Here is a 23,200-nt window from a genome sequence, read left to right as displayed (position 1 = left end):
ATGAAAAAAATTATATCAAGCGTTTTTGTCTGTGCAACTGTACTGTTCGCTAATGCACAAACCAACAAGCAGAAGGACCTTTATACACTTCAAGCTGCCTTTACAGATTTTCGTTTTGGTGTAATGATGCATTTCAACATGGGTACCTATACCGATGAAGAATGGGCAAGTCCCAATCATGATCCTAAAATATTTAATCCTGTAAAACTAGATTGTAATCAATGGGCCGAGGCTTGCAAAGCAGCAGGAATGACCTATGGTATTCTAACAGTGAAACATCACGATGGTTTTAGTCTTTGGGATAGTAAATACACGGATTACGATGTTGCCAACAGTGCTGTAAAAAGGGATGTGGTGGCTGAATATGTAAAAGCTTTTCGCAGCCGTGGTTTAAAACCTTGCTTGTATTTCTCTATTTGGGACCGTCACAATGGTGTTGAAAACGGAGGACCGAAAGAAGAAGAGTTTGTGATGAACCAACTGACTGAATTACTGACTAATTATGGAGAAATACCGATGATTATTTTTGATGGTTGGAACTGGAAGATGGGTCATCGTTTAATTTCCTACCAACGCATTTATGATCATATAAAAAAATTGCAACCCAATTGTCTTGTTTCTGAGCATAACGGTAATAGCAATTTGCAAACGGATATTATTTATTACGAAGGACCAAAAGGAGTGTATCCTCCAGGTAATAATATTTTTCCTTCTCAAATGGCGTTGACCATTAGTAACGGATGGTTTTGGCATCCTACTTCGCCTAAGGAAGTAAAAAGTTTGGATTACGCTTTAGACAAGTTACAAAGAGTAGTGCCATTGTACTGTAACTTTATGCTTAATATTGGACCTAATCGCGATGGACTTTTTGACAAGGAAGTCGTAGAACGTTTAAAACAAATCGGCATGAGCTGGAAACCTGATAGTAAAAGGTTAGCGCTTCCAAAGCAACCCGCTTCTATAAAGAATTATATTCAAGCCGTAGGCCTATCCTCATCCAATGGCCAGGCAGTAGTACTGCCAGAAGGACCTGCTGATGATGGTTCTCCGGTAGCGACTTTGCTTAATGAGAAAAAGGCCAATGTGATGATCGATGGGATCAGTGATCTAGTGGGTGACAGAGGTGGTTTTGCTCCATTTCAAACCTATTGGAAATTTGCTCCCGCAAAACCTCGTTTTGTAATATTGGATTTAGGAGAAGAAAAAATGATTAGCAAGTTCTATTACCTACCTGCGCAGCTAACAGGCTATAGAGGTGTTATTACAAAATATATTGTCTCTACCGCCCAAGCAGAAAATACCTTCATTATAAGTAAAGAAGGCAATTGGCAAAAAAATGCTGATTTGAAGATCGCTGACTTTGCTCCTGTAAAGGCAAGATATGTCAAGCTTGAAATAGTGGAAGCTATAGAGGAAGCCTATATCAGCGAGATTGGGGTAGGGAACTAATTTTTTAAAATAAAAGAGTATCAGCTATATAGATTAAGTTAAAATTCAAGCTATCAATTACAATTTTAAAAACAGATGAAAAAGAGTTTCGTATTTCTAATTTTTGCGTGTATGGTTGCTGTGGTAGATGCGCAGCAATTGATGACCAAAGCACAACCTGTCAACGGGCATGATCTGCATTTTACGAGTCTTTCAACAACTTGGGATGAAGGCATTCCTCTAGGAAATGGAATGGTGGGAGCCTTAGTCTGGCAAAAGGGCAATAATTTGCGTATGTCATTGGATCGTGCAGATCTATGGGATATGCGACCGATGAAAGGCATACACCGTAAGGAGTTTAGCTATAAGTGGGTGGAGCAACAGGTAAAAAAGAAAGAGTATGGTATTGTACAGGAATATTTTGATGCGCCTTATGACAATGAACCTGCCCCGAGTAAAATACCAGGAGGTTCTTTGGAATTTGATGTTCAAAATTGGGGAGCAGTATCCTCTGTAAATCTTTCTCTTAAAAAGGCTTTATGCGAAGTGAAATGGGAGAATGGAACAATTTTGAAAACCTTTGTACATGCTACAGAACCCGTTGGATGGTTTCGTTTTGAGAATCTTAAAAAGGAGTTTGTTCCTCATTTAATTGCGCCCAGATATCAAGGTGAAGTAAAGGTGTCTGGTGATCCAGTGGGTGGTGATGACTTAGCACGGTTAGGGTATGAGCAGGGAAAAGTTACCGAGCAAGGAAATACCATTACTTATGAGCAAAAAGGTTGGGGAGGATTTACGTATCAGATAAGTGTAAGCTGGAAAAAAATAAATAGTTCGACTCTAGAAGGTGTATGGAGTATTTCTTCTCAATATCCAAAGAAAAAATTAAATCCAATTGCCCCTAGTGTTGTCAAAGAAACAATGCGTCGTGGTTACCAAAGGGATTGGAGTAGTCATATGTCCTGGTGGACGAAGTTTTGGAATCAGTCCGCAATTGAGCTACCGGACAGCTTATTGGAAAAGCAATGGTATTTGGAGCAATATAAGTTTGGGTCAGCAGCCCGAAGAGGTGCCCCGCCTATTTCTTTGCAGGCTGTTTGGACAGCCGATAATGGACGTTTACCACCATGGAAAGGGGATTATCACCATGATCTCAACACACAGTTGAGTTATTGGCCCTCTTATAGTGGTAACCATATGGAAGAAGCGATGGGCTATATTGATCATTTGGAAGAAAACAAAGCCAATTATAAACGCTATACAAAAATGTTTTTCGGAACAGACGGTTTGGCTGTACCAGGTGTAACAACTTTAGACGGAACCGAAATGGGAGGTTGGATTCAATATTCATTTTCTCCTACAGTATCCGCATGGTTAGGGCATCATTACTATTTGCAATGGCGTTATAGCATGGATCGTAAATTCTTAAAGGAAAAAGCATACCCATGGATTAAGGATGTTGCAAAGAATTTGGAAGGGATCACGGTAAAAGATGAGAAAGGCTTTCGCAAATTACCCATTAGTTCTAGCCCAGAGATCAATGACAATGATATCTCTGCTTGGTTTAATCAGAATACCAATTATGATTTAGGGCTGATGATTTTTACTTTCAAAGCAGCAGCAGAATTGGCTGATGAGCTGGGACTAAAACAGGAAGCAATTCATTGGAGACAAATAGTAAAAGAATTTCCGGATTATGCCCTGACGGTAAATAATGAAATGATGTTTGCGCCAACATTACCTTATAAGGAATCTCATCGGCATTTTTCTCATTTGGTAGCGATACATCCATTAAGTCTGATTAAGTGGGAAGATGGTGAAAAAGCCCAATCTGTTATGAAAAATACGATTAGCTTGTTAGATAAGATTGGACCTGATTACTGGTGTGGCTATTCGTATTCTTGGTTGGGTAACATAAAAGCAAGAGCTAAAGATGGAGAAGGTGCGGCTAAAGATTTAGAAATTTTTGCCAAGGCTTTTTGTCTTAAAAATAGTTTTCATGTAAATGGAGATCAGACCAAATCAGGATATTCAAAATTTCAATACCGTCCTTTTACCCTTGAAGGCAATTTTGCTTTTGCCGCTGGTATACAAGAAATGTTATTGCAAAGTTATGCAGGTTTTATAGAAGTGATGCCTGCCGTTCCTGCTGCATGGAAAGATATTACTTTTGATAAACTCCGTGCAGAAGGCGCTTTTCTGGTTAGTGCTGCAAAAAAAGAAGGTTTGGTTGATGAAGTGAAAATTGTGGCCGAACAAGGAGGAATAACCAAATTAAAAATGCCTTTTAAAACGTGGTTCGTCCATTCTAAATATCAGGCAGAAGCCAAACAAGTTGCGGATGGCTTTATCGAATTGAAATTTAAAAAAGGCGGGTGGATTGTGCTGAAAAACGGATACGAATAAAAGTAGATAGACCATAATTTAAAATATTAATTACAATTAAATAAACGGATGAAAAATATTTTTACAATTTTAATTTTTGCAGTCACGACACAGCTCATGAATGCACAACAATTTATTGCCGAAGGAAGGAAAGCTTTGGCCGTGATTCCATCGCAGACCAGTGATGTTGTAAAGGCGAAGACGAGTTTAAACGGTACTTGGGAAATCAACATGAGTCCAAGTGCGGAAGTTTGGAAAGACAATACGGGAAGTTGGAAAAAGATTCTAGTACCTGGTGAGCCCGCGATGCAAGGTTTTAAAGTAGAAAATGACAAGGAGTTCTTTTATAGAACCACAGTTGCAGTACCTGCAACGGCCAAAAACAAGACGACAATGATCCGTTTTAACGGAGTCTACAGTTACGCAAGAGTTTTTGTAAATGGCCATTTTGTAAGGGAACATTTCGGAGGGTTTACCGCTTGGGATGCTGATATTAGTGCCTTTGTTGAGCCTGGAAAAACTGCAGTGGTTCATGTTGGGGTAACCGACAGAGCGGACGATATCTCCTATGCATCAGGTTATGCCTTTCATCCTATTGGTGGTATCTTAAGAGAAGTGCAATTATTGGTGGTTCCTACTGATTATATCAATAGATTTTATATCCAAACTGATTTTAGCACTGATTTTAAACAAGCGACACTTTCTTTAAATGTAGCCAAAAGCAAAGCCAAAGGGAATAGTAAAATTAAATTTCAATTGTATGACGCCAAAGGTAAAGTGATTTTAGAGCAGACACAATCTTTTGATTTGGGTAGTAATGGCGAAGGAAAATTTTCGGTAAAGGTGGCTAATCCTATATTATGGAATCAGGAGCAACCTTATTTGTATACACTGAAAGCGGAATTAATTAACGCTGGAAAAAGTGAAGAAAAAATAGAGCAGAAAATTGGTTTTAGAAAGGTGGTAGTCGATGGAAAAAGAGTGTTGGTAAACGGACAGCCGATCAAACTGCGTGGAGGATGTCGACATGATATGCATCCTTTATTGGGAAGAAGTACCAACCGTCATTATGATAGTTTGGATGTGGCCATGGCCAGAAAAGCTAATTTGAATTTTATTCGTACCTCACATTATCCACCTTCACAAGATTTCTTAGAATTTGCTGATAAATACGGTATTTATGTGCAGGAAGAAACGGCTATTTGTTTTGTGAATGATTGGAGAGAAGGAGTGTATAAAAAACTAGGGGAAACTCAAAACGATCCAGCCTTTACCTCTAGATATTTGGGTCAGTTAAGCGAGATGATAGATCATGACAGGAACCATGCTTCTGTTATTATGTGGTCTATAGGAAATGAAAGCAGTTATGGAACCAATTTTCAAAAAGAGTATGACTTTGTAAAATCGGTTGATCTTTCAAGGCCAGTTTCTTGGTCTTGGCCAGCCACTGCTTTTAAATTGGACAAACAATGTTTTGATATAGCCGTTGCCCATTATCCAGATTATGAGGGTACAGGCGAGGAAAACTTTGGTTTGAAATACAAAAATATGGAGCACGAAAAGCTACCATTATTGAGTGATGAATGGGCCCATGTGGCTTGTTACAATACAACATTGTTAAAAACGGATCCAAATGTAAAAGATTTTTGGGGACAAAGTTTAGATATTATGTGGGCCAATCGTTTTGATGTTGCAGGTAATTTAGGAGGCGCTATTTGGGGAATGACTGATGAAACTTTTCATTTAAAAGATAAGGTAACAGGTTATGGACCATGGGGATTTATAGACGTTTGGAGAAGAGAAAAAACAGAGTTTTGGAATACAAAAAAAGCCTATTCGCCTATTCGCGTTTTAAAAACAAAATTTGATGCTACGACAGCGGATTCGTTTTTAAATGTCCCGGTTAAAAACCGTTTTAATCATATTTCTTTAGATCTAATCAGGTTAAAAATTACAGTGAACGGAAAAAGTTTTGACCAAGTAATGCCTGCTTTACAACCGCATGAAGAGGGTGTAATTAAAGTAGCCATTAGTGATCGCACTACGCCTATACTTTTGCAATTTTATGATGCGCAAAACAATCTGATAGATGAAGAACAGCTAACATGGAATAAAGAGATTACTTCTAAAATAGAGGCTACTAAACTGAAGTGGAATGTAAAAAAGACGGACAAGGTGATGAGCTTAGAAAGTCAAGGTCTAGTGGTAAAACTGGATGCTGTTACAGGTGAACTTTTAACGGCTGAACAAAAAGGGGAGCAATTGCTAACAGCGGGTGCAAGAGTGATTGTAAATAAACCTAAACAGCCAGATGCATTTAAGGAAAGTGAAGGTGTTTACTCGGGTGTTTATAAGGTAAGTACAGCAACGATAAATACCAAGGATAAAGGTAGTGTTGTGGTTACTTCTAGTGGGACGATCGATGAGTATCCGGTAAAAATGACTACTACTTATCAAGCGGATGGTACTATAAAAATTGATTATGAAGTAGATAATGTTCCAGAATACACTTGGCAGGTAGGAGTGGCTTTACCAGTTGCCAATACTTTTGATGCCTTAGAATGGAAACGTAAAGGGTATTGGAGTACTTATCCAGGGGATCATCAATCGGCTAATGAAGGAACAGCCAAACGTTTTTCTGCTGTTAAAGAAACGTATCGCGAACAACCTAATTATGATGTTGCCCAAGCAATGTCTGATTATTATTTAAAAGGCACGATTGATCCTGTTAAAGCCGATATGAAAGGAAGTGAAATCTACAGAGGAACCAAGGAGCATGTTTTGACTATGAATTTGATTGCTGGGAATAAAAAAATTGCAGTATCTTCAAATGGGCTACAAGCTACAAAAATGAACATATTGGAATCAGGTCAGCAAGAATTGTTGATTATGGACAAATGGGATTATTGGAGTTTGAGCTGGGGGAATTTTGCAGGAACCAAAAACACGTCCAAAAATGCTAAAGGGACAGCTATTATAAAATTAATTCAAAATAATTAAAAAGGTATAGTGAGGCTGTTTAATGGGAATAGAATCGGGGGGTCGAGATTTTCTTTAAGCAGCCGATTTACCTGTTTTAATAAATAAAATATAAATATTATGAAAATTACAGATGTAAAAGTTTGGTTGGTAGAAGGGGTTAAATACAACTGGACAATGTTGAAAATTTATACCGATACTGGACATACTGGTGTGGGTGAAGCAACCAATTGGCCAGGAAGTCCAATTGTGTATAATGCCGCTAAACATGTGGGGGAAAGAATCATTGGACTTGATCCGATGAAAACCGATTTTATCTGGACAAAATTATACCGTGATCTTAATTGGATCGGACCTTATGGAGCCAGTATGTGTGCCATTAGTGGAATTGACATGGCCTTGCTTGATTTGAAAGGGAAAGTACTGGGTACTCCTTGTTATGAATTACTAGGTGGTGCTTTTAGAAAAGATATTTTATTGTATGCCAATTATTGGTTCACCGGTGGAGGACACAATGCTGAGGATTATGCCCTTCAAGCCAAAAAAGTAAAAGAGGCAGGATTCACGGGCTTAAAATTTGATCCTTTTGCGCATACTAATTATTTATATGGGGAAGATTTATCTTCTAATTTGCACCTGACTGCAGAGCAACAGGATTTGGCCTTTAATGTGAGCAAGGCAGTACGCGACGCGGTAGGTCCTGATTTTGATATTATGATCGAGACTCACGCCATGTTGAATTATCGTGTGGCGGTAAAAATGGCCCAGCGTTTATCGGAATTAGATATTACCTGGTATGAAGAACCAGCAGGTCCTGAAAGCGCTGACACCTTAAGGGCTATGCGTGAACGTATCCCGTCCAATGTTTCGATTTGTGTAGGAGAAAGACATTATACCAGACACGGCATTCGTCCGGTATTAGAAAAAAATATTTGTGATATTATGATGCCCGATATCACACGTTGTGGAGGACCATCAGAAATGAAAAGAATGGCAACCATGATGGAGGCCTATAATGTGTTACTAGCACCACACAACCCTAATGGACCTTTATCCACTTTAGCCTCTGCTCACGTATGTGCTTCAATTCCTAATTTTTTCCGTCAGGAATTCATGTATAATGATGTGCCTTGGAGAGATACCGTTATTACGCATCCGATAAAAGATATGATCCACAATGGACATCTGCAGTTGAGTGATAGACCGGGTCTTGGAGTCGATTTGGTAGAAGAAGAAATGGAAAAACATCCAGGTGTTTTAATTCCAAGGCCAGGGTTTTACGTTTAAAGTTATAATTTTATGCTTTTGTTAACCGTATCAGTCCTTTCTAGGTCAATTTGTTCATAGAGAAATGTGATACTCAATTTATAGAATGTAATTATGGCTTTAGAAATAAATTTAAAGGATAAAGTAGTATTGATAACAGGGGTAACCTCAGGAATTGGTGCGGCTATAGCAGTTGTTTTTGCTAAAGCGGGTGCCCATGTTTCGGGTTGTGGCTTGCAAGGATCTACTTCAGAAGAAGCAAAGAGATTTATTACTGGTGTACAGGAGTTTCAACAAGAGGTTTTGTACCACCAAGCCGATGTGACACGAGCCGATGATTTGGAAAGTTTGGTTCAGCAAACCACTAAGAAATTTGGAAAAATAGATATTCTTATTACTAATGCTGGCGCCAATGTATTTGAAGGGGCTGAAAATTGTAGTGAAGAGGCATGGATTAGAAACCATGAATTAAATCTCACGGCACATTGGAGATTGGCTCAATTATGTAAACCTTGGTTGGAAAAAAATAAAGGTGTGATTATCATTATGACATCCAATCATGCTTACTCAAGCATTCCAGGGTGCTTTCCCTACAATGTGACCAAAACTGCCCTAACTGGATTAGTAAGAAGTTTGGCCATAGAATGGGGGCCCAGCATCAGAACCATTGGTATAGCTCCTGGTTTTATTGAGACCCCAGGCAATCAAAAATGGTTTGATGGATTTGCCGATCCAGAAAAAGAACGACAAAGGACAATTGATTTGCATCCTGTAAAAAAGATAGGTACTCCAGAAGAGGTGGGCGCATGGTGTGTGTTCTTGGCCAGTGAGTATGCTTCTTTTGCCAGTGGTGTCACTTATTTATTAGATGGTGGACGTAGTGCCTTAATGCAAGATCAATAGGAAAGTATGAGGAATGGATGGATACAAAAATGGAAAGCCTTACCACTGTGTAAAACGAGTATGCTCCTTGGAGAAGGGGCACATTGGCACAGCGGCTGGAATAAATTTTTATATGTGGATATAGAAGGGAAGAAAGTGGGATGTGTGGATCCCATTACTAAACTAGTAGAAGAAAAGGAGCTTGATCAACGAGTAGGAACTGTTGTGCCACTTGAAGGTACTGAACTAGTTTTGGGCTTGGAAAGTAGTATAGTCTCGTTCGATTTTCAGACGGGTGCTATAAAAGAGCTGATTCAATTCGAAAGTGATAAACCCGACAATCGGTCTAATGATGGTAAATGTGATGCCTATGGCAGACTTTGGATCGGAACCATGCATAAAGAAGCAAAAGGAGAGCAAGGCGCTTTGTATTGCTTTGATGGAGAAAGTTGGACAGAAAAAATACCCAATCGAAAAGTCTCTAATGGTATTTGTTGGAGCAAGGATAATAAAACAATGTATTATATCGATTCTTTCGATTTTAATATCAAAAAATATGACTTTGATTTGATCAAAGGTACGATTTCTAATGAGCAAATTATTGTTGAAGTGACCCAGGCTAATGGTACGCCAGATGGGATGACTATCGATGAGCAAGGCATGTTATGGGTTGCTATGTGGGGTAGTGGTTGTGTTAACAGGTATAATCCTTTTAGCGGGGAGTTAATAGGGATCGTTAGCCTTGATGCTCCCAATGTTGCCTCTTGTGCATTTGGAGGGAAAGACATGCAGCAATTGTTGATTACCACGGCTCGAGTCGGACTTGATCAAGAGCAATTGCGACGTTATCCCGATAGTGGGGCTTTATTTATAGTCGATGTCGGCATTAAAGGCATGGACATGTCTCATTTTAGACTCCAATAGTAATAGAAAAAACAAGCAATTTAGGATGAAGGAAATCGTATTATTCGGCGAATACCTATTGAGGTTAACCCCACCGGGGAACAAAAAAATGGTACAGGCTGAAAATTTGGAGATGCATTGGGCGGGTTCAGAAGCCAATATTGCTGTTTCACTTTCTTTACTTGGGAAAAAGGTGCGTTACTTAACCGCTCTACCTTCCAATAGCGTTGCACAATCAGGAATTTTTCAACTTCATCGTTATGGGGTTGCCACGACAGTTTTAGAAAAAGAAAACAGTCGTGTTGGACTTTATTATTATGAGAGTGGTGTTGGGGCCAGACCCGGAAGGGTAGTCTATGATAGGGATTATTCGGCTTTCAGTAGGTTGAAAAAAGAAGAGGTAGATTGGGAAACCGTTTTTAAAGCAGGGGATTGGTTTCACTGGAGTGGTATTACGCCGGCCTTAAACGAAAATTTGGCGGCCGTTTGTTTATCGGCTTTGAAAGAAGCCAAACAACATGGTCTTATGATTTCAGCTGATTTTAATTACCGAAGTACTTTATGGCAATATGGAAAATCCAGCAGTGAAATAATGCCAAAATTGCTGAGGTATTGCGACGTGGTTTTAGCAGATGTTGATTCAGCAAAATTGTATTTCGATATTGATCCTGATAAGGATAATTTGGTAGAAAGTAGTTGTGCTTTATTGAAAGAAAAGTTACCCAATCTGAAATATATTGCCATGACCATGCGTAACCAAAAGAGTGCATCCTCTAATGGCTATACAGGATATTTGTGGCACAACAATGATATCGTTTGTTCCTCAGAGTATACTATAGATAATATCGCTGAACGTATTGGTGCAGGGGATGCGTTTATGGCAGGATTGATTTATGGCTTGCATCAAAAACAGCCGCTGCAAGAAGTAATAGAATATGCCACAGCTTGTGGTGTGATCAAACACAGTGTAGTGGGGGACATGAATGTTGTTTCAAGGGATGAAGTTGAAATGATTATCAAACAAAAAGGCAGCGGTAGGATCATCCGTTAATTTGTTTTTTAATAATAAAATAAAATCAGCATATGGCCATTTTAGAACCATCGGAAATCCAGTATCGAATTTTAGAGGAAGAATTCATTCCCTTTTTTACCCATACGGATTTATTGCTGTGTAAAAATGTAATGCGTGGCTGTTATGAAAAGGGTATGAGGGTATTTGAGTTTACCAACCGGCATGCTAATTCTTTCGAAATTTTCATGGCATTAAAACAATACCGAGATGCTGAACTGCCTGAGATGCTCCTTGGAGTGGGAACCATTAAAGATGTCCTACAAGCCAGGCTCTTTATCAATGCTGGAGCGGATTTTCTGATTTTAGCTGTGGCCTTGGAGGAGATTCAAGAGGTTTGTAAAAAAGAAAATGTAGTGTGGATTCCGGCTAGTGCTATACCGTCGGAGGTTTTTTTACAGGAAAATTGGAACTTGTCCTTAGTCCAATTTTTGCCCATCAAACAATGGGAGGGTGCTTCATCTATAGGGTAAGGACAGCGCTGGTAAAAAAGGTTATTTAGGTTCAGCACGGGGAATACAGCAGCTAAGAACAGAGTGGAAATAAACAAGAAAAACAAATAATACAAAGAACGATTACTATGAAATTAGAATTAATTGATTATCTCATTATTGGCATTTATTTTGTTTTTGTAATTGGGATTGGTTTTGTACTCAAACGCAAAGTGAAAACGGGAAACGATTTTTTAATGAGTAACCGTAATATTCCGTTATGGATTACCAGTTTGGCTTTTATTTCTGCAAACCTAGGTGCACAAGAAGTGTTGGGTATGGCCGCAAATGGTGCGAAGTATGGATTGTACACCGCCCATTTTTATTGGTTGGGAGCTGCATTGGCTATGATTTTCTTGGGCGTTTTCATGATGCCGTTTTATTATGGGAGTAAAGCGCGCAGTGTACCGGAATATTTAAAACTTCGCTTTGACGAAAAGACCAGAACTTTCAATGCTCTCACCTTTGCCGTGATGACCGTTTTTTCATCGGGGGTTTCTCTTTATGCTTTAGCCATGTTGATGGAAGTGATGTTGGGATGGAACTTTGATCTTTCCATTTGGGTAGCGGCCACTGTAGTGTTTATTTATATTTTCTTAGGAGGACTTACAAGTGCTGTGTATAACGAAGTTTTGCAATTCTTTTTGATTGTATTGGGAATCGCTCCTTTGGTTTTTATTGGTCTTGATAAAGTAGGGGGCTGGGAAGGCATTGTTCAAAATGTGGATGATATGAAACTACACGTATGGAAAGGTTTAGATAGCCCAAGCCATAATCCGATGGGAGTAGACGCTTTTAGTATGGTATTTGGTCTTGGATTTGTGTTGGCCTTTGGCTATTGGTGTACCGATTTTTTAGTAGTACAACGAGCCATGATCAGTAAAAATTTGACCGACGCACAAAGAACACCGATCATTGCAGCAGTTCCTAAAATATTGATGCCAATGATTGTTATTCTTCCTGGGATCATTATCCTAGCCTTGCAAAATAAATTTACGGGCTTTGAGCTTCCTAGAATTGCCAATGGGGATGCCAATTATAATATGGTATTGCCTATATTGTTGCAAAAACTGTATCCCAATGGGATATTGGGAGTCGGAATTACAGCCTTAATTGCCTCATTTATGAGTGGAATGGCGGGTAACGTTACGGCTTTTAATACGGTGTGGACCTTTGACATTTACCAATCTCATATTAAGAAAGACGGTTCTGAGAAACATTATTACTATGTCGGAAAAGCCGCTACGGTGGCCGGAATATTAATTTCAATTGCTACGGCTTATGTGGCTCGTGGTTTTAATAATATAATGGATTTGTTGCAGCTGGTTTTCAGTTTTGTCAATGCCCCACTTTTCGCAACCTTCTTTTTAGGGATGTTTTGGAAACGTACCACAGGTCATGGGGCTTTTTGGGGGTTACTGGCCGGTACTGGCACCGCAGCGCTAACCCATGGTTTGACTGTAGCCGAAGGTAAAGGAGGTTGGATAGCCAATTTGCATGAGTATTATTCTGGAACAGGACAAGCGTTTAATATTGCTTGGATTTCATTTTTAGCTTGTCTGTTTGTCACTGTATTGATTAGTTTGCTAACGCAACCTAAACCAGAAGAAGAATTGGTTGGTTTGGTGTATAGCCTTACCCCAAAACAAAAAGATTCCAATAAGATTTGGTATAAAAACCCACTTTGGCTTGGGATAATAGTGTTAGTGGTTACTCTAGTGTTTAATATCATCTTTTTCTAAAAGCTTTTACTATGAACAAATTATTTGATTTGCGTTTTGTGATCGGGCTTTTCTTCCTGATTATTGGTTTGTTACTGATAGGGTATGCCGCTCTTTTCAATAGTCAGGTATACCAAAGAGAGGTTAATTTCTATTGTGGGTTGTTATTCACTGCCTTCGGACTGATTATGTTTTTGTTGAAGAAGAAAAATAAAGAAGAGGATTTGTAGATGGGGAAGTAGAGGCTATTATTGATTGTTAAAAGAAAATTGTTTTGGTAGTAAGAGAGATGTTTACATTATGTAGCATCTCTTTTATGTTTTTAGCCAGCAGATAAGGGCAATTAGTGATTAAAGTTAGATAAAATCGAAGCATTATTTAAGCGAAAGTCATGGTATCTTTCAAATTCTAAAAAATAGAATTTAATTTTAAAGTGATTGCCATAATGAATTGTTTAAAAAGTTACAGATTTGTCTTGATTTTTTGTCTTGCGATGGGTTTTGCCCAAGCACAACAAAAGGCCATGCCTTACAAAAATCAAAATTTATCTCTTGACAAAAGAGTAGAGGATTTGTTGAAGCAACTCACCACTGAGGAGAAAATTTCCCTTTTGGGTTTTGAAAGTAAAGCTGTGAAACGCTTGGATATTCCCCAATACAACTGGTGGAATGAGTCTTTACACGGAGTAGCTAGAGCGGGTAAAGCGACTGTTTTTCCACAGGCTATCGGAATGTCAGCTTCTTTTAATGATCAATTGTTAAATGAGGTAGCTACTGCTATTTCAACTGAAGCTAGAGCAAAGAACAATATGGCGGTGGCTAAAGACCGTCGTTTGCAATATATGGGACTGAATTTTTGGTCCCCTAATATTAATATATTTCGTGATCCTCGTTGGGGAAGAGGACAGGAAACCTATGGAGAAGATCCTTTTCTTACTGGGAAAATGGGAACGGCTTATGTGAAAGGATTACAGGGAACGGATGCTAAATACATGAAAACCGCGGCCTGCGCCAAACATTTTGCAGTGCACAGTGGACCTGAAAAAAATAGACATTCGATCGATGTTATCGTGGATGAAAAAGACTTGAGAGAAACGTATTTATATGCTTTCAAAAAATTGGTGGATGCCAAGGTGGAAACCGTGATGTGCGCCTATAACCGCGTGAATTCAGAACCTTGTTGTACTGGAAAAACACTATTAACCGATATTTTGCGTACAGAATGGAAATTCGGTGGGCATGTAGTGACCGATTGTTGGGCATTACAAGATATTTACGAGAGTCATAAAACGCTACCCAACAGTGTAACTGTGGCAGCTGCGGCTATCAAGGGAGGGATCAATATGGATTGTAGTGGACTATTGCAAAAAGATGCAATCAATGCGCTGAACCAAAAACTGATCACCAAAAAAGATATTGATAATGCTTTGGCGCCCACTTTGCGTACGCAGTTCAAATTAGGTTTTTACGATAAAGCAGAAGATAACCCGTACCGTAAGTATGGTATCGACAGTATAGCCAATACCTACCACAGGAATCTTAGTCGAAAAATGGCTGAGCAAAGTATGGTATTGTTAAAAAATGCAGAAGTAGGGCAGAAGAAAGTAAAACTCTTGCCTTTGAAAAAAGAGGATTATAAATCGATGGTTGTGGTGGGACCAAATGCAGCTTCTTTGGATGCTTTGTTAGGGAATTACCACGGTATATCAGATAAGGCCGTAAATTTTGTAGAAGGAATTGCTGGCGCAGTGGATCCGGATACTCGAGTAGAGTACGATATGGGTTGTGATTTTACCGATACCACTAATTTTGGAGGTGTTTGGGCTGCTTCCATGGCCGATTTAACCATTGCTGTTATTGGTTTTACTCCTGTTTATGAGGGAGAAGAAGGAGATGCTTTCTTGGCTGATGGTAAAGGAGATCGAAAAAACATGGATTTACCGGCTTCGCATATTGCTTATATTAAAGCGCTTAGAAAAGGAACCAAAACACCTCTTGTGGCTGTGGTTACTGGTGGAAGCGCAGTAGATATTTCTGCTATTGAACCTTATGTAGATGCCATTGTTTTTGCTTGGTATCCAGGTGAACAAGGGGGAACGGCTTTGGCTAATCTGCTTTTTGGAAAAGTATCACCATCGGGTCACTTGCCAATTAGTTTTTACAAATCTTTTAGTGATTTACCTGATTACAATAGTTATGCTATGGCAGGTAGAACCTACCGTTATTTTGATAAAGAAGTACAATATCCTTTTGGTTTTGGATTAAGTTATACCACTTTTGGGTACAGTTGGATAGAACACCCCAAGGAGGTAAAAACTACTGCAACCACAATAGGGATGCAGATAGAAATTGTGAACACCGGAGCCTATGATGCTGATGAGGTAGCTCAAGTATATATTGAATATCCCGATGTAGCTAGGATGCCGATCAAAGAATTAAAGGCATTCAAAAGAGTAAGTATTGCCAAAGGAAAAAGTCAAATTGTGAGTTTGGAAATTCCCTTAGAAGAACTTCAGAAATGGGATGATACTCAAAAAAAGTTCAAGATTTACCAGGGAAGTTATACGCTAAAAATAGGTTCGAATTCCAGAGATGCGCAGTTAGAAGCCAGTTTTGAAATAGTACAGTAAGTAGTGTAAGTAGCTTAAAGAGAATAAAATAAGAGATAAATAGCATAACAAGGACAAAAAAACGTTACGTATTGAAGTCTTGGTGATAAAATAAAAGTTTAAAAAAATGAATAAAAATTTAAAATCCGCATTCTTTGCCCTTCTAGGAGTTTGTAGCTTACAAACGCACAGTCAGTCCAACAAGCAAAATTTAACACAATATGTAGATCCATTTATTGGAACAGGCTTTCATGGGCATGTTTTTATGGGGGCTAACGTACCTTTTGGAGCTGTACAATTGGGGCCTGTGAATATCTCACAAGGTTGGGATTGGTGCTCAGGTTACCATTATTCAGATCCTACTATTATTGGATTTTCACATACGCATTTGAGTGGAACAGGAATTGGGGATCTTGGAGATGTGCTTTTTATGCCTGCAGTAGGAAAAGTGAATTTAAAGAAAGGAACGGCCAAAGACATGGACAATGGATATATCTCTGGATTTGATCACAAAGATGAAGTAGCCAAACCAGGATACTATTCCGTTATTTTAAAGAAAAACGGGATCAAAGCCGAAATGACTTCTTCTGAAAGGGTAGGTTTTCAAAAATATACCTTTCCTGCTTCGGATAAATCGCATGTGGTTTTGGATTTAGCAGAAGGAATTGGATGGGATAAAGCTGTAGATACGTACATCCGAGTTAAAAATGATACGTTGATCGAAGGGTATCGTTTTTCAAAAGGTTGGGCTCCTGATCAAAGAATTTATTTTGCAGCAATTTTGTCAAAGCCTGCTAAAAAAATCCAATTGTATAACAATACAAGAGAGATGATCAACAAAGTGGTTTTGGGAGACAGTGCTAAAGCAGTGCTTCAATTTTCAACTTCTAAAGATGAGGTGATCAAAATTAAGGTGGGTATCTCATCAGTGAGTACAGAGAATGCGTTGATGAATATCAAAAAAGAAATCTCAGGTTGGAATTTTGAAGAAGTAGCGGTTCAGGCGGATGATAAATGGAATAAAGAGTTGAATAAAATTCAGGTAAAATCAAACGATATTGCCAAAATGAAAACCTTCTATACGGCTTTGTACCACACGATGATTGCTCCTTCTACTTACAACGATAGTAATGGTGATTATTATGGTTCAGACAAGCAAGTGCATAAGGCAGCAGGATTTACCAATTTGACGACTTTCTCTTTGTGGGATACTTACAGAGGAGCTAATCCTTTGCTTACTTTGACTCAAGAAGAAAAAGTGTCGGATATCATCAATTCCATGTTGGCAATCTATCAAGAGTCTGGACATCTTCCAGTTTGGCATTTGATGGGGAATGAAACCTATTGTATGCCTGGAAACAGTGCAATTCAGATTGTGGTGGATGCCTATTTAAAAGGCATCAAAGGCATTAATGGTGAGTTGGCTTTCGAAGCGGTAAAAGCTACTGCAATGCAGGATGACCGTGGATTGAATTGGGTTAAAAAAATAGGCTACATTCCAGCAGATAGTTTGAAAGAATCTGTGGCTATAGGAATGGAATATGCTATTTCAGATGGTGCTATTGCCATGATGGCTAAAAAGATGGGGAAAATGGATGATTATACTTATTTCATTAATCGTTCCAAAGCCTATAAAAAATATTATGATCCTAAAGCCACTTTTGTACGTGGAAAAGTGAGTGATACCCAGTGGAGAACACCATTTGATCCTTTTCATTCAGCACATATGAAAGACGATTTTGCTGAAGGGAATGCTTGGCAATATACTTGGTTGGTGCCTCACGATGTTGAAGGACTAATTGCGATGTTGGGTGGAGAAAAAAGCTTTATTAAAAAACTAGATACCTTGTTTACCATTACAGGTGATATGGGGGCAGAGGCTTCCAGTGATATTACAGGTTTGATCGGTCAATATGCGCACGGAAACGAGCCAAGTCACCACATTTCGTATTTGTATAATTTTGTGGGACAACCTTGGAAAACAGCTGAGAAAGTGCGTTACATTGTAGATAATTTGTATAGTGACAAGCATGATGGATTATGCGGAAATGAGGATGTAGGACAAATGTCTGCTTGGTACATTTGGAGTGCAATGGGAATGTATTCTGTAAACCCTTTTAATGGACTGTACGTTTTCGGTAGTCCAACTATGGATGAATCAACCTTGAATTTAGCAGGTGGAAAAAGCTTTACAGTAAAAGCGTTGAACAATAGTCCAAAGAATATTTACATCCAGAAAGCGACTTTAAACGGAAAAGCGTATACCAAAAGTTATATACTTCATGCCGATATCATGAAGGGTGGAGAATTGGTTTTCACTATGGGAGCGACGCCATCTAAAACTTGGGGTGTTTCGGCTAAAGATAGACCTTATTCAGTAAAATAAGTTTAGGTCAACACCTAGAGTTCTCTTTTTAATTGGGAGTGTCTTTTGGTGCTGATCAAAAGAAAAATTATTAACCAACCAACTATATTATAATTTAAAGATGAAAAGAAGAGAAGTATTAAAGTATATGGGTTTGACTGCTGGAGCAGTAGTATTAGGTGGTCCAGGGTCTATCGTTTCTGCTGCTGAGCATAAAGAGGATGATAGAGAGAAAGTAAAAGGAAAAGGCAAAAGAGTATTGCGTATTGCGCATATCACCGATGTACATATTCGTCCAGAAGAGAATGCTCCTGAGCGTTTTAAAAAATGTTTAGAAGAGGTTAAAAAGCATAAAGTAGATTTCTTTTTGAATGGTGGTGATAGTATTTATGCTGCGGATTATGGGAATATTACCAGAGAGAGAGTCAATGAACAATGGCAGGTTTGGAAAGATACCACCAAAGGCATAAGTGATTATGAGATCCACAGTTGTCTTGGGAATCACGATATGTGGTGGGCTGCACCAGATAAAAAGGATCCGATGTACGGAAAAGACTATGTGGTAAAACAATTAGGGATTCCAAATCGTTATTATAGTTTCGATAAAAAAGGATGGCATTTTGTGATCTTGGACAGCAACAATGGTGGCGGTGAATTGGATCAAGAACAACGTGTGTGGTTGGAGAAGGATTTATTGTCCATTCCAGCGGGTACACCTGTACTTTTGATGAGTCATTTTCCTATCCTAGGTGTATGTACACATGTGGATGGAGGAAATCATACCGATGCTAAATATATTAGTGATCTGTTTTACAAACACAAAGACAAGAAAATCTGTTGTTTCTCTGGACACATTCATTTGTTAGACCAAGCAGAGTATAATAATGTACAGTATTTCTGCAACGGTGCTATGAGTGGTTTTTGGTGGGAGCCAGGGGATAAAGATTCAGCAGGAAAAAGCTTTTACAGACAAACACCTCCAGGATATGCGATTGTCGATTTGTATGAAGATGGTTCAGTTGAAAACAAATATATTCCCCATTCGTTTTAAATTTAATTGTTTTGACTGTAATATTTTCAGAAAAGACAATTACTAATTAAACAAGGGTAATATTGAATTAATAAATATACATCAAGCATTATACTTTTATCACTCCAAAAAAGTATAAAATTAATAAAAAAGATATGGCATTAACAACTCAAATAGAGGCTCAAGATAAGGTTAGTTCTAAAGAAAATAAAAAATGGTTGTTTCCTTTTATATTGGTGACCAGTTTGTTTTTCTTTTGGGGCTTTGTACACAATTTAGATCCGATCCTTATTCCTCACTTAAGAAAAGCATTTAATCTGACAGACTTGGAATCTTCCTTGGTGGATTCTTCTGTTTTCATTGCCTATTTCGTAATGGCTTTGCCAGCAGGTTTTATCATGCGAAAGTATGGGTATAAGTCGGGAATCTTAATCGGATTAGTTTTGTTTGGTATTGGGGCGCTTTTGTTTGTTCCGGCTGCCAATTCATTACAATACATCTACTTTTTGGGTGCCTTATTTGTGATTGCTTGCGGACTTACTTTTTTGGAAACAGCAGCAAATCCTTATGTAACCATTTTAGGGCCTGCTGAAACGGCAACCAAAAGATTAAATTTCTCACAGTCGTTTAACGGACTGGCTGCTTTTATAGCACCTGCCTATGTGGGGCCGATGATTTTATCGAATAAAAATTTAACGCAAGAGCAGATTAGTATGATGCCAGCTGCAGAATTACATGCTTATGTAGTGGAAGAAGCGGCAAGTGTTAAGATGCCTTATTTGATTTTAGGACTGATTATTTTGGCCGTAGCGGTAGTGTTTTATTTTACCAATATGCCCGATGTAAAAGATGAAAATAAAGAAGGTGTAGATGGCGCTAGTTTTGCGGGAGCCTTGAAATCGATGCGTTTGCGTTGGGGAATTTTAGCGCAGTTTTTCTATGTAGGAGCACAGGTTTGTGTGGCTAGTTTTTTTATTAAAATGGCCACTACCACAGCTGGTATAGGGGAAGATGCTGCAGCTAAATTTTTAGGTTTTTTCGGTTTAGCATTTATGCTAGGGCGTTTCGCAGGAACCTTCTTCATGCAATACATACAACCAAGGAAATTATTGATCATTTATACCATCATCAATATTTGCTTGACCCTATTGGCCATATTTGGAACAGGAATGATCGTGGTGTATACCTTAGTAGCGATTGCCTTTTTCATGAGTATCATGTTTCCAACTATTTTTTCAATGGGTATTGATGGTCTAGGACACAATACAAAAATTGGATCCTCTTTGATTGTAATGTCAATAGTAGGTGGAGCCTTACTTCCGCCGGTTTTAGGATTGATTTCAGATATGACAGGAAGCATTCAGAATGGCTATGTTGTGCCACTGGCTTGTTTTACTGTAATACTATTGTTTGCATTTAATGGACACAAAACAAATAAAGCATAAATTCTATATTATATAATATGTTGAAAAACGGAGTTAAAAGATTGGTGGTGAAAATGCACCCAGAAGACAATGTGCTGGTGGCTTTAACGGATTTGGCAAAAGGAGAAAGCGTTACTTTTGAGGAGCAGACGTATATCCTAGAAGACACTATTAAAGCAAAGCATAAATTTTATACAACTGATTTAAGTGCGGGTGCAGAGGTGATTATGTATGGAGTTTTGGTTGGAAAAGTGCAACATGATGTTGCCAAGGGTAGCCTAATGACAACAGAGAATCTTAAACATGCTGCGGAACCTTATCAGTATCGTGATGTTGATTTTACATGGCAAGCTCCTGATGTTTCGAAGTATAAAGACAGAACTTTTCAAGGATACAAAAGAAATGACGGACGTGTAGGAACGGCTAATTATTGGTTGTTTGTACCGACGGTATTTTGTGAAAACAGAAATTTAGATGTCATCCGTGAGGCCTTGCACAATGAATTAGGTTATTCGGTAAGTGATAAGTATACACAGTATACCCATTATTTATTAGATGCTTATCAAAAAGGAGAAAGTCTAGATGCTATAAATGTACAGTTGGCTCCTAATCATAAAGCCAATCGTGTATTTAAAAATGTTGATGGTATCAAGTTTTTAAATCACCAAGGTGGTTGTGGCGGTACACGTCAGGATGCCGCAACATTGAGTGCGTTATTAGCCTCTTATGCGAATCATCCCAATGTGGCTGGTATCACTTTATTGAGTTTAGGATGTCAACATTTACAAATACAGGATTTTGTAAACGATGTAAAAAAACAAAATCCTTCTTTTGATAAACCCTTATTGGTTTTTGAACAACAAGGAGCTAAAAGTGAAGAGCAATTAGTTGCTGATGCGATTAAACAAACATTCGAAGGTTTAATTGATATCAATAAATTAGAAAGAGAAGCAGCGCCATTGAGTGAATTGTGCGTTGGGGTTAAATGTGGTGGTAGTGATGGTTTTAGTGGTGTTTCTGCTAATCCAGCTGTAGGGTATGCATCCGATTTATTAGTAGGCTTAGGCGCTAAAGTATTATTGGCTGAATTTCCAGAATTATGTGGTGTAGAACAGAATCTAATCGATCGTTGTACCACAGAAACAGTAGCGAAGAAATTTATTGATTTGATGCAAACCTATGATGCTTTGGCACATAAGGTGGGATCAGGTTTTCATATGAATCCATCACCAGGAAACATCAAAGACGGTTTAATTACCGATGCTATAAAAAGCGCAGGTGCCGCTAAAAAAGGAGGAACAGCTCCAGTGGTAGATGTATTGGATTATACTGAACCAGCAACAAAAGCAGGTTTGAGTTTGGTGTGTACACCAGGAAATGATGTGGAAGCAACAACAGGTAAAGCTGCAGCGGGTGCCACTTTAATCTTGTTTACTACAGGATTAGGAACACCAACTGGTAATCCTGTTTGTCCGGTGATTAAGGTGGCAACCAATTCTATTTTGGCGCAGAAAATGAGTGACATTATCGATATCGATTGTGGACCGATCATTAGCGGCGAAAAGAGTATTGAAGAAATGGGAGAGGACATTTTGGAGTATTGCATTAAGGCAGCCAGTGGTGAAATTATACCAAAGGCAGTGTTATTGAACCAAGATGATTTTATTCCATGGAAAAGAGGAGTATCTTTATAGGTAGTTTATAGTTTTAAGTTTAAGGAGATCACTGCTTATTTACTTTTGTAAAAAGAGCAGTGATCTATAGTTATTAATAGAGGTTTTATAAAAATAGTCAGATAGTCTAGTATCATAAGGAGATACACCATTTGTTTTAAGTAGCTTATTGGATAGATTTGTTTGTCAAAAAATTAAGAAAGATATGTTTTCATTACAAAACAAAAAAGCAGTAGTTACCGGTGGAGGTAGCGGAATAGGGAAAGCCATTTCAGTTTTATTTGCTAAGCAAGGAGCTGAAGTTCACATCGTGGAGTTAACTCAAGAAAGCGCCCAAACGGCTGTTGAGGAAATAAAGGCGAATGGAGGAAAGGTATTCTCACATGCTTGTAATGTTGCCAACCACCAAGACGTAGTGGCTACATTTGAAAAAATTGGAGCTGTGGATGTTTTGGTAAACAATGCAGGAATTGCGCATGTAGGTAAGGTGGATACAACTTCTGAAGAAGATTTTGACCGCATTATGAATGTGAATGTAAAAGGAGTATACAATTGTTTGAATGCCGCTGTACCACAGTTAAGAGCTGCAGGTGGAGGGGTGATTTTAAACATGGCTTCTATTGCTGCTTGGGTAGGTATTCCAGATCGTTTTGCATATTCTACGGCTAAAGGTGCTGTAATGGCAATGACTTTATCAGTAGCTAGAGATTATATGAGTGAAAACATTCGTTGTAATTCAATTTCTCCAGCGCGTGTACATACGCCTTTTGTTGATGGATTTATTGCTAAGAATTATCCAGGTCAGGAAGCAGAAATGTTTGAAAAATTATCCAAGTCACAGCCTATAGGACGTATGGCTAAGCCAGACGAAGTAGCGGCTTTAGCCTTGTTTTTATGTAGTGATGAATCTGGTTTTGTTACTGGTTGTGATTATCCAATTGATGGAGGATTTATTAAATTAAATAACTAATTGAGC

Annotated in this window: 16 protein-coding genes; all 16 read left to right on the top strand. The window is 38.5% G+C overall.

Annotation, left to right across the window (positions count from 1 at the left end; genetic code table 11):
• The 16 genes from AC51AA_RS04690 to AC51AA_RS04615 all read left to right on the top strand — a co-directional run bounded on the left by AC51AA_RS04690 (position 1) and on the right by AC51AA_RS04615 (position 23,194).
• The gene (locus AC51AA_RS04690) at positions 1-1,449 is read left to right on the top strand and encodes an alpha-L-fucosidase (RefSeq protein WP_500704570.1); all 1,449 of its coding nucleotides are present in this window, start codon (positions 1-3) and stop codon (positions 1,447-1,449) included.
• A gap of 75 nt (positions 1,450-1,524) precedes the next feature.
• Positions 1,525-3,834, top strand: a complete 2,310-nt coding sequence (locus AC51AA_RS04685) for a glycosyl hydrolase family 95 catalytic domain-containing protein (protein ID WP_500704569.1) — start codon at positions 1,525-1,527, stop codon at positions 3,832-3,834.
• 48 nt (positions 3,835-3,882) lie between these two features.
• Positions 3,883-6,813, top strand: coding sequence for a glycoside hydrolase family 2 protein (locus AC51AA_RS04680; protein WP_500704568.1), 2,931 nt, complete (start codon positions 3,883-3,885; stop codon positions 6,811-6,813).
• 99 nt (positions 6,814-6,912) lie between these two features.
• Positions 6,913-8,079 (top strand): mandelate racemase/muconate lactonizing enzyme family protein, encoded by a 1,167-nt coding sequence (locus AC51AA_RS04675; RefSeq protein WP_500704567.1) that lies wholly within the window; start codon positions 6,913-6,915, stop codon positions 8,077-8,079.
• A gap of 93 nt (positions 8,080-8,172) precedes the next feature.
• Complete coding sequence (locus AC51AA_RS04670; protein ID WP_500704566.1) at positions 8,173-8,961, top strand: SDR family oxidoreductase; 789 nt, start codon at positions 8,173-8,175, stop codon at positions 8,959-8,961.
• Between the two features lie 6 nt (positions 8,962-8,967).
• Positions 8,968-9,864: an SMP-30/gluconolactonase/LRE family protein gene (locus AC51AA_RS04665; protein WP_500704565.1), complete on the top strand. Its 897-nt coding sequence runs from the start codon at positions 8,968-8,970 to the stop codon at positions 9,862-9,864.
• Between the two features lie 25 nt (positions 9,865-9,889).
• Positions 9,890-10,894 (top strand): PfkB family carbohydrate kinase, encoded by a 1,005-nt coding sequence (locus tag AC51AA_RS04660; protein ID WP_500704564.1) that lies wholly within the window; start codon positions 9,890-9,892, stop codon positions 10,892-10,894.
• A 32-nt stretch (positions 10,895-10,926) separates the two neighbouring features.
• Complete coding sequence (locus AC51AA_RS04655; RefSeq protein WP_500704563.1) at positions 10,927-11,385, top strand: beta/alpha barrel domain-containing protein; 459 nt, start codon at positions 10,927-10,929, stop codon at positions 11,383-11,385.
• Between the two features lie 107 nt (positions 11,386-11,492).
• Positions 11,493-13,145 carry a sodium:solute symporter family protein gene (locus AC51AA_RS04650; RefSeq protein ID WP_500704562.1) on the top strand — a complete coding sequence of 551 codons (1,653 nt, stop codon included), beginning with the start codon at positions 11,493-11,495 and terminating at the stop codon, positions 13,143-13,145.
• An 11-nt stretch (positions 13,146-13,156) separates the two neighbouring features.
• The gene (locus tag AC51AA_RS04645) at positions 13,157-13,354 is read left to right on the top strand and encodes a hypothetical protein (protein ID WP_500704561.1); all 198 of its coding nucleotides are present in this window, start codon (positions 13,157-13,159) and stop codon (positions 13,352-13,354) included.
• A gap of 215 nt (positions 13,355-13,569) precedes the next feature.
• Positions 13,570-15,753 (top strand): glycoside hydrolase family 3 N-terminal domain-containing protein, encoded by a 2,184-nt coding sequence (locus AC51AA_RS04640; RefSeq protein WP_500704560.1) that lies wholly within the window; start codon positions 13,570-13,572, stop codon positions 15,751-15,753.
• A 106-nt stretch (positions 15,754-15,859) separates the two neighbouring features.
• Positions 15,860-18,118 carry a GH92 family glycosyl hydrolase gene (locus AC51AA_RS04635; protein WP_500704559.1) on the top strand — a complete coding sequence of 753 codons (2,259 nt, stop codon included), beginning with the start codon at positions 15,860-15,862 and terminating at the stop codon, positions 18,116-18,118.
• Positions 18,119-18,218: 100 nt separating this feature from the next.
• Complete coding sequence (locus tag AC51AA_RS04630; RefSeq protein WP_500704558.1) at positions 18,219-19,148, top strand: metallophosphoesterase family protein; 930 nt, start codon at positions 18,219-18,221, stop codon at positions 19,146-19,148.
• A 134-nt stretch (positions 19,149-19,282) separates the two neighbouring features.
• Positions 19,283-20,572 carry an L-fucose:H+ symporter permease gene (fucP, locus tag AC51AA_RS04625; protein ID WP_500704557.1) on the top strand — a complete coding sequence of 430 codons (1,290 nt, stop codon included), beginning with the start codon at positions 19,283-19,285 and terminating at the stop codon, positions 20,570-20,572.
• Between the two features lie 17 nt (positions 20,573-20,589).
• Positions 20,590-22,245, top strand: a complete 1,656-nt coding sequence (locus AC51AA_RS04620) for a UxaA family hydrolase (protein ID WP_500704556.1) — start codon at positions 20,590-20,592, stop codon at positions 22,243-22,245.
• A gap of 184 nt (positions 22,246-22,429) precedes the next feature.
• A complete protein-coding gene (locus AC51AA_RS04615; protein ID WP_500704555.1) occupies positions 22,430-23,194 on the top strand; it encodes an SDR family NAD(P)-dependent oxidoreductase in 765 nt (254 codons plus the stop codon).
• Positions 23,195-23,200: the final 6 nt, after the last annotated feature.

Source organism: Flavobacterium sp. OHVDL-2026-0007 (genome assembly GCF_059882335.1).
The sequence above is the reverse complement of the archived record's forward strand: the minus strand, read 5'-3'. Positions and strand labels throughout refer to the sequence as shown.

Bases quoted from the DNA above. Each gene is read 5' to 3' on its own strand.
- AC51AA_RS04690 (WP_500704570.1), top strand. From the start codon at position 1: ATGAAAAAAATTATATCAAGCGTTTTTGTCTGTGCAACTGTACTGTTC.
- AC51AA_RS04685 (WP_500704569.1), top strand. From the start codon at position 1,525: ATGAAAAAGAGTTTCGTATTTCTAATTTTTGCGTGTATGGTTGCTGTG.
- AC51AA_RS04680 (WP_500704568.1), top strand. From the start codon at position 3,883: ATGAAAAATATTTTTACAATTTTAATTTTTGCAGTCACGACACAGCTC.
- AC51AA_RS04675 (WP_500704567.1), top strand. From the start codon at position 6,913: ATGAAAATTACAGATGTAAAAGTTTGGTTGGTAGAAGGGGTTAAATAC.
- AC51AA_RS04670 (WP_500704566.1), top strand. From the start codon at position 8,173: ATGGCTTTAGAAATAAATTTAAAGGATAAAGTAGTATTGATAACAGGG.
- AC51AA_RS04665 (WP_500704565.1), top strand. From the start codon at position 8,968: ATGAGGAATGGATGGATACAAAAATGGAAAGCCTTACCACTGTGTAAA.
- AC51AA_RS04660 (WP_500704564.1), top strand. From the start codon at position 9,890: ATGAAGGAAATCGTATTATTCGGCGAATACCTATTGAGGTTAACCCCA.
- AC51AA_RS04655 (WP_500704563.1), top strand. From the start codon at position 10,927: ATGGCCATTTTAGAACCATCGGAAATCCAGTATCGAATTTTAGAGGAA.
- AC51AA_RS04650 (WP_500704562.1), top strand. From the start codon at position 11,493: ATGAAATTAGAATTAATTGATTATCTCATTATTGGCATTTATTTTGTT.
- AC51AA_RS04645 (WP_500704561.1), top strand. From the start codon at position 13,157: ATGAACAAATTATTTGATTTGCGTTTTGTGATCGGGCTTTTCTTCCTG.
- AC51AA_RS04640 (WP_500704560.1), top strand. From the start codon at position 13,570: ATGAATTGTTTAAAAAGTTACAGATTTGTCTTGATTTTTTGTCTTGCG.
- AC51AA_RS04635 (WP_500704559.1), top strand. From the start codon at position 15,860: ATGAATAAAAATTTAAAATCCGCATTCTTTGCCCTTCTAGGAGTTTGT.
- AC51AA_RS04630 (WP_500704558.1), top strand. From the start codon at position 18,219: ATGAAAAGAAGAGAAGTATTAAAGTATATGGGTTTGACTGCTGGAGCA.
- fucP (WP_500704557.1), top strand. From the start codon at position 19,283: ATGGCATTAACAACTCAAATAGAGGCTCAAGATAAGGTTAGTTCTAAA.
- AC51AA_RS04620 (WP_500704556.1), top strand. From the start codon at position 20,590: ATGTTGAAAAACGGAGTTAAAAGATTGGTGGTGAAAATGCACCCAGAA.
- AC51AA_RS04615 (WP_500704555.1), top strand. From the start codon at position 22,430: ATGTTTTCATTACAAAACAAAAAAGCAGTAGTTACCGGTGGAGGTAGC.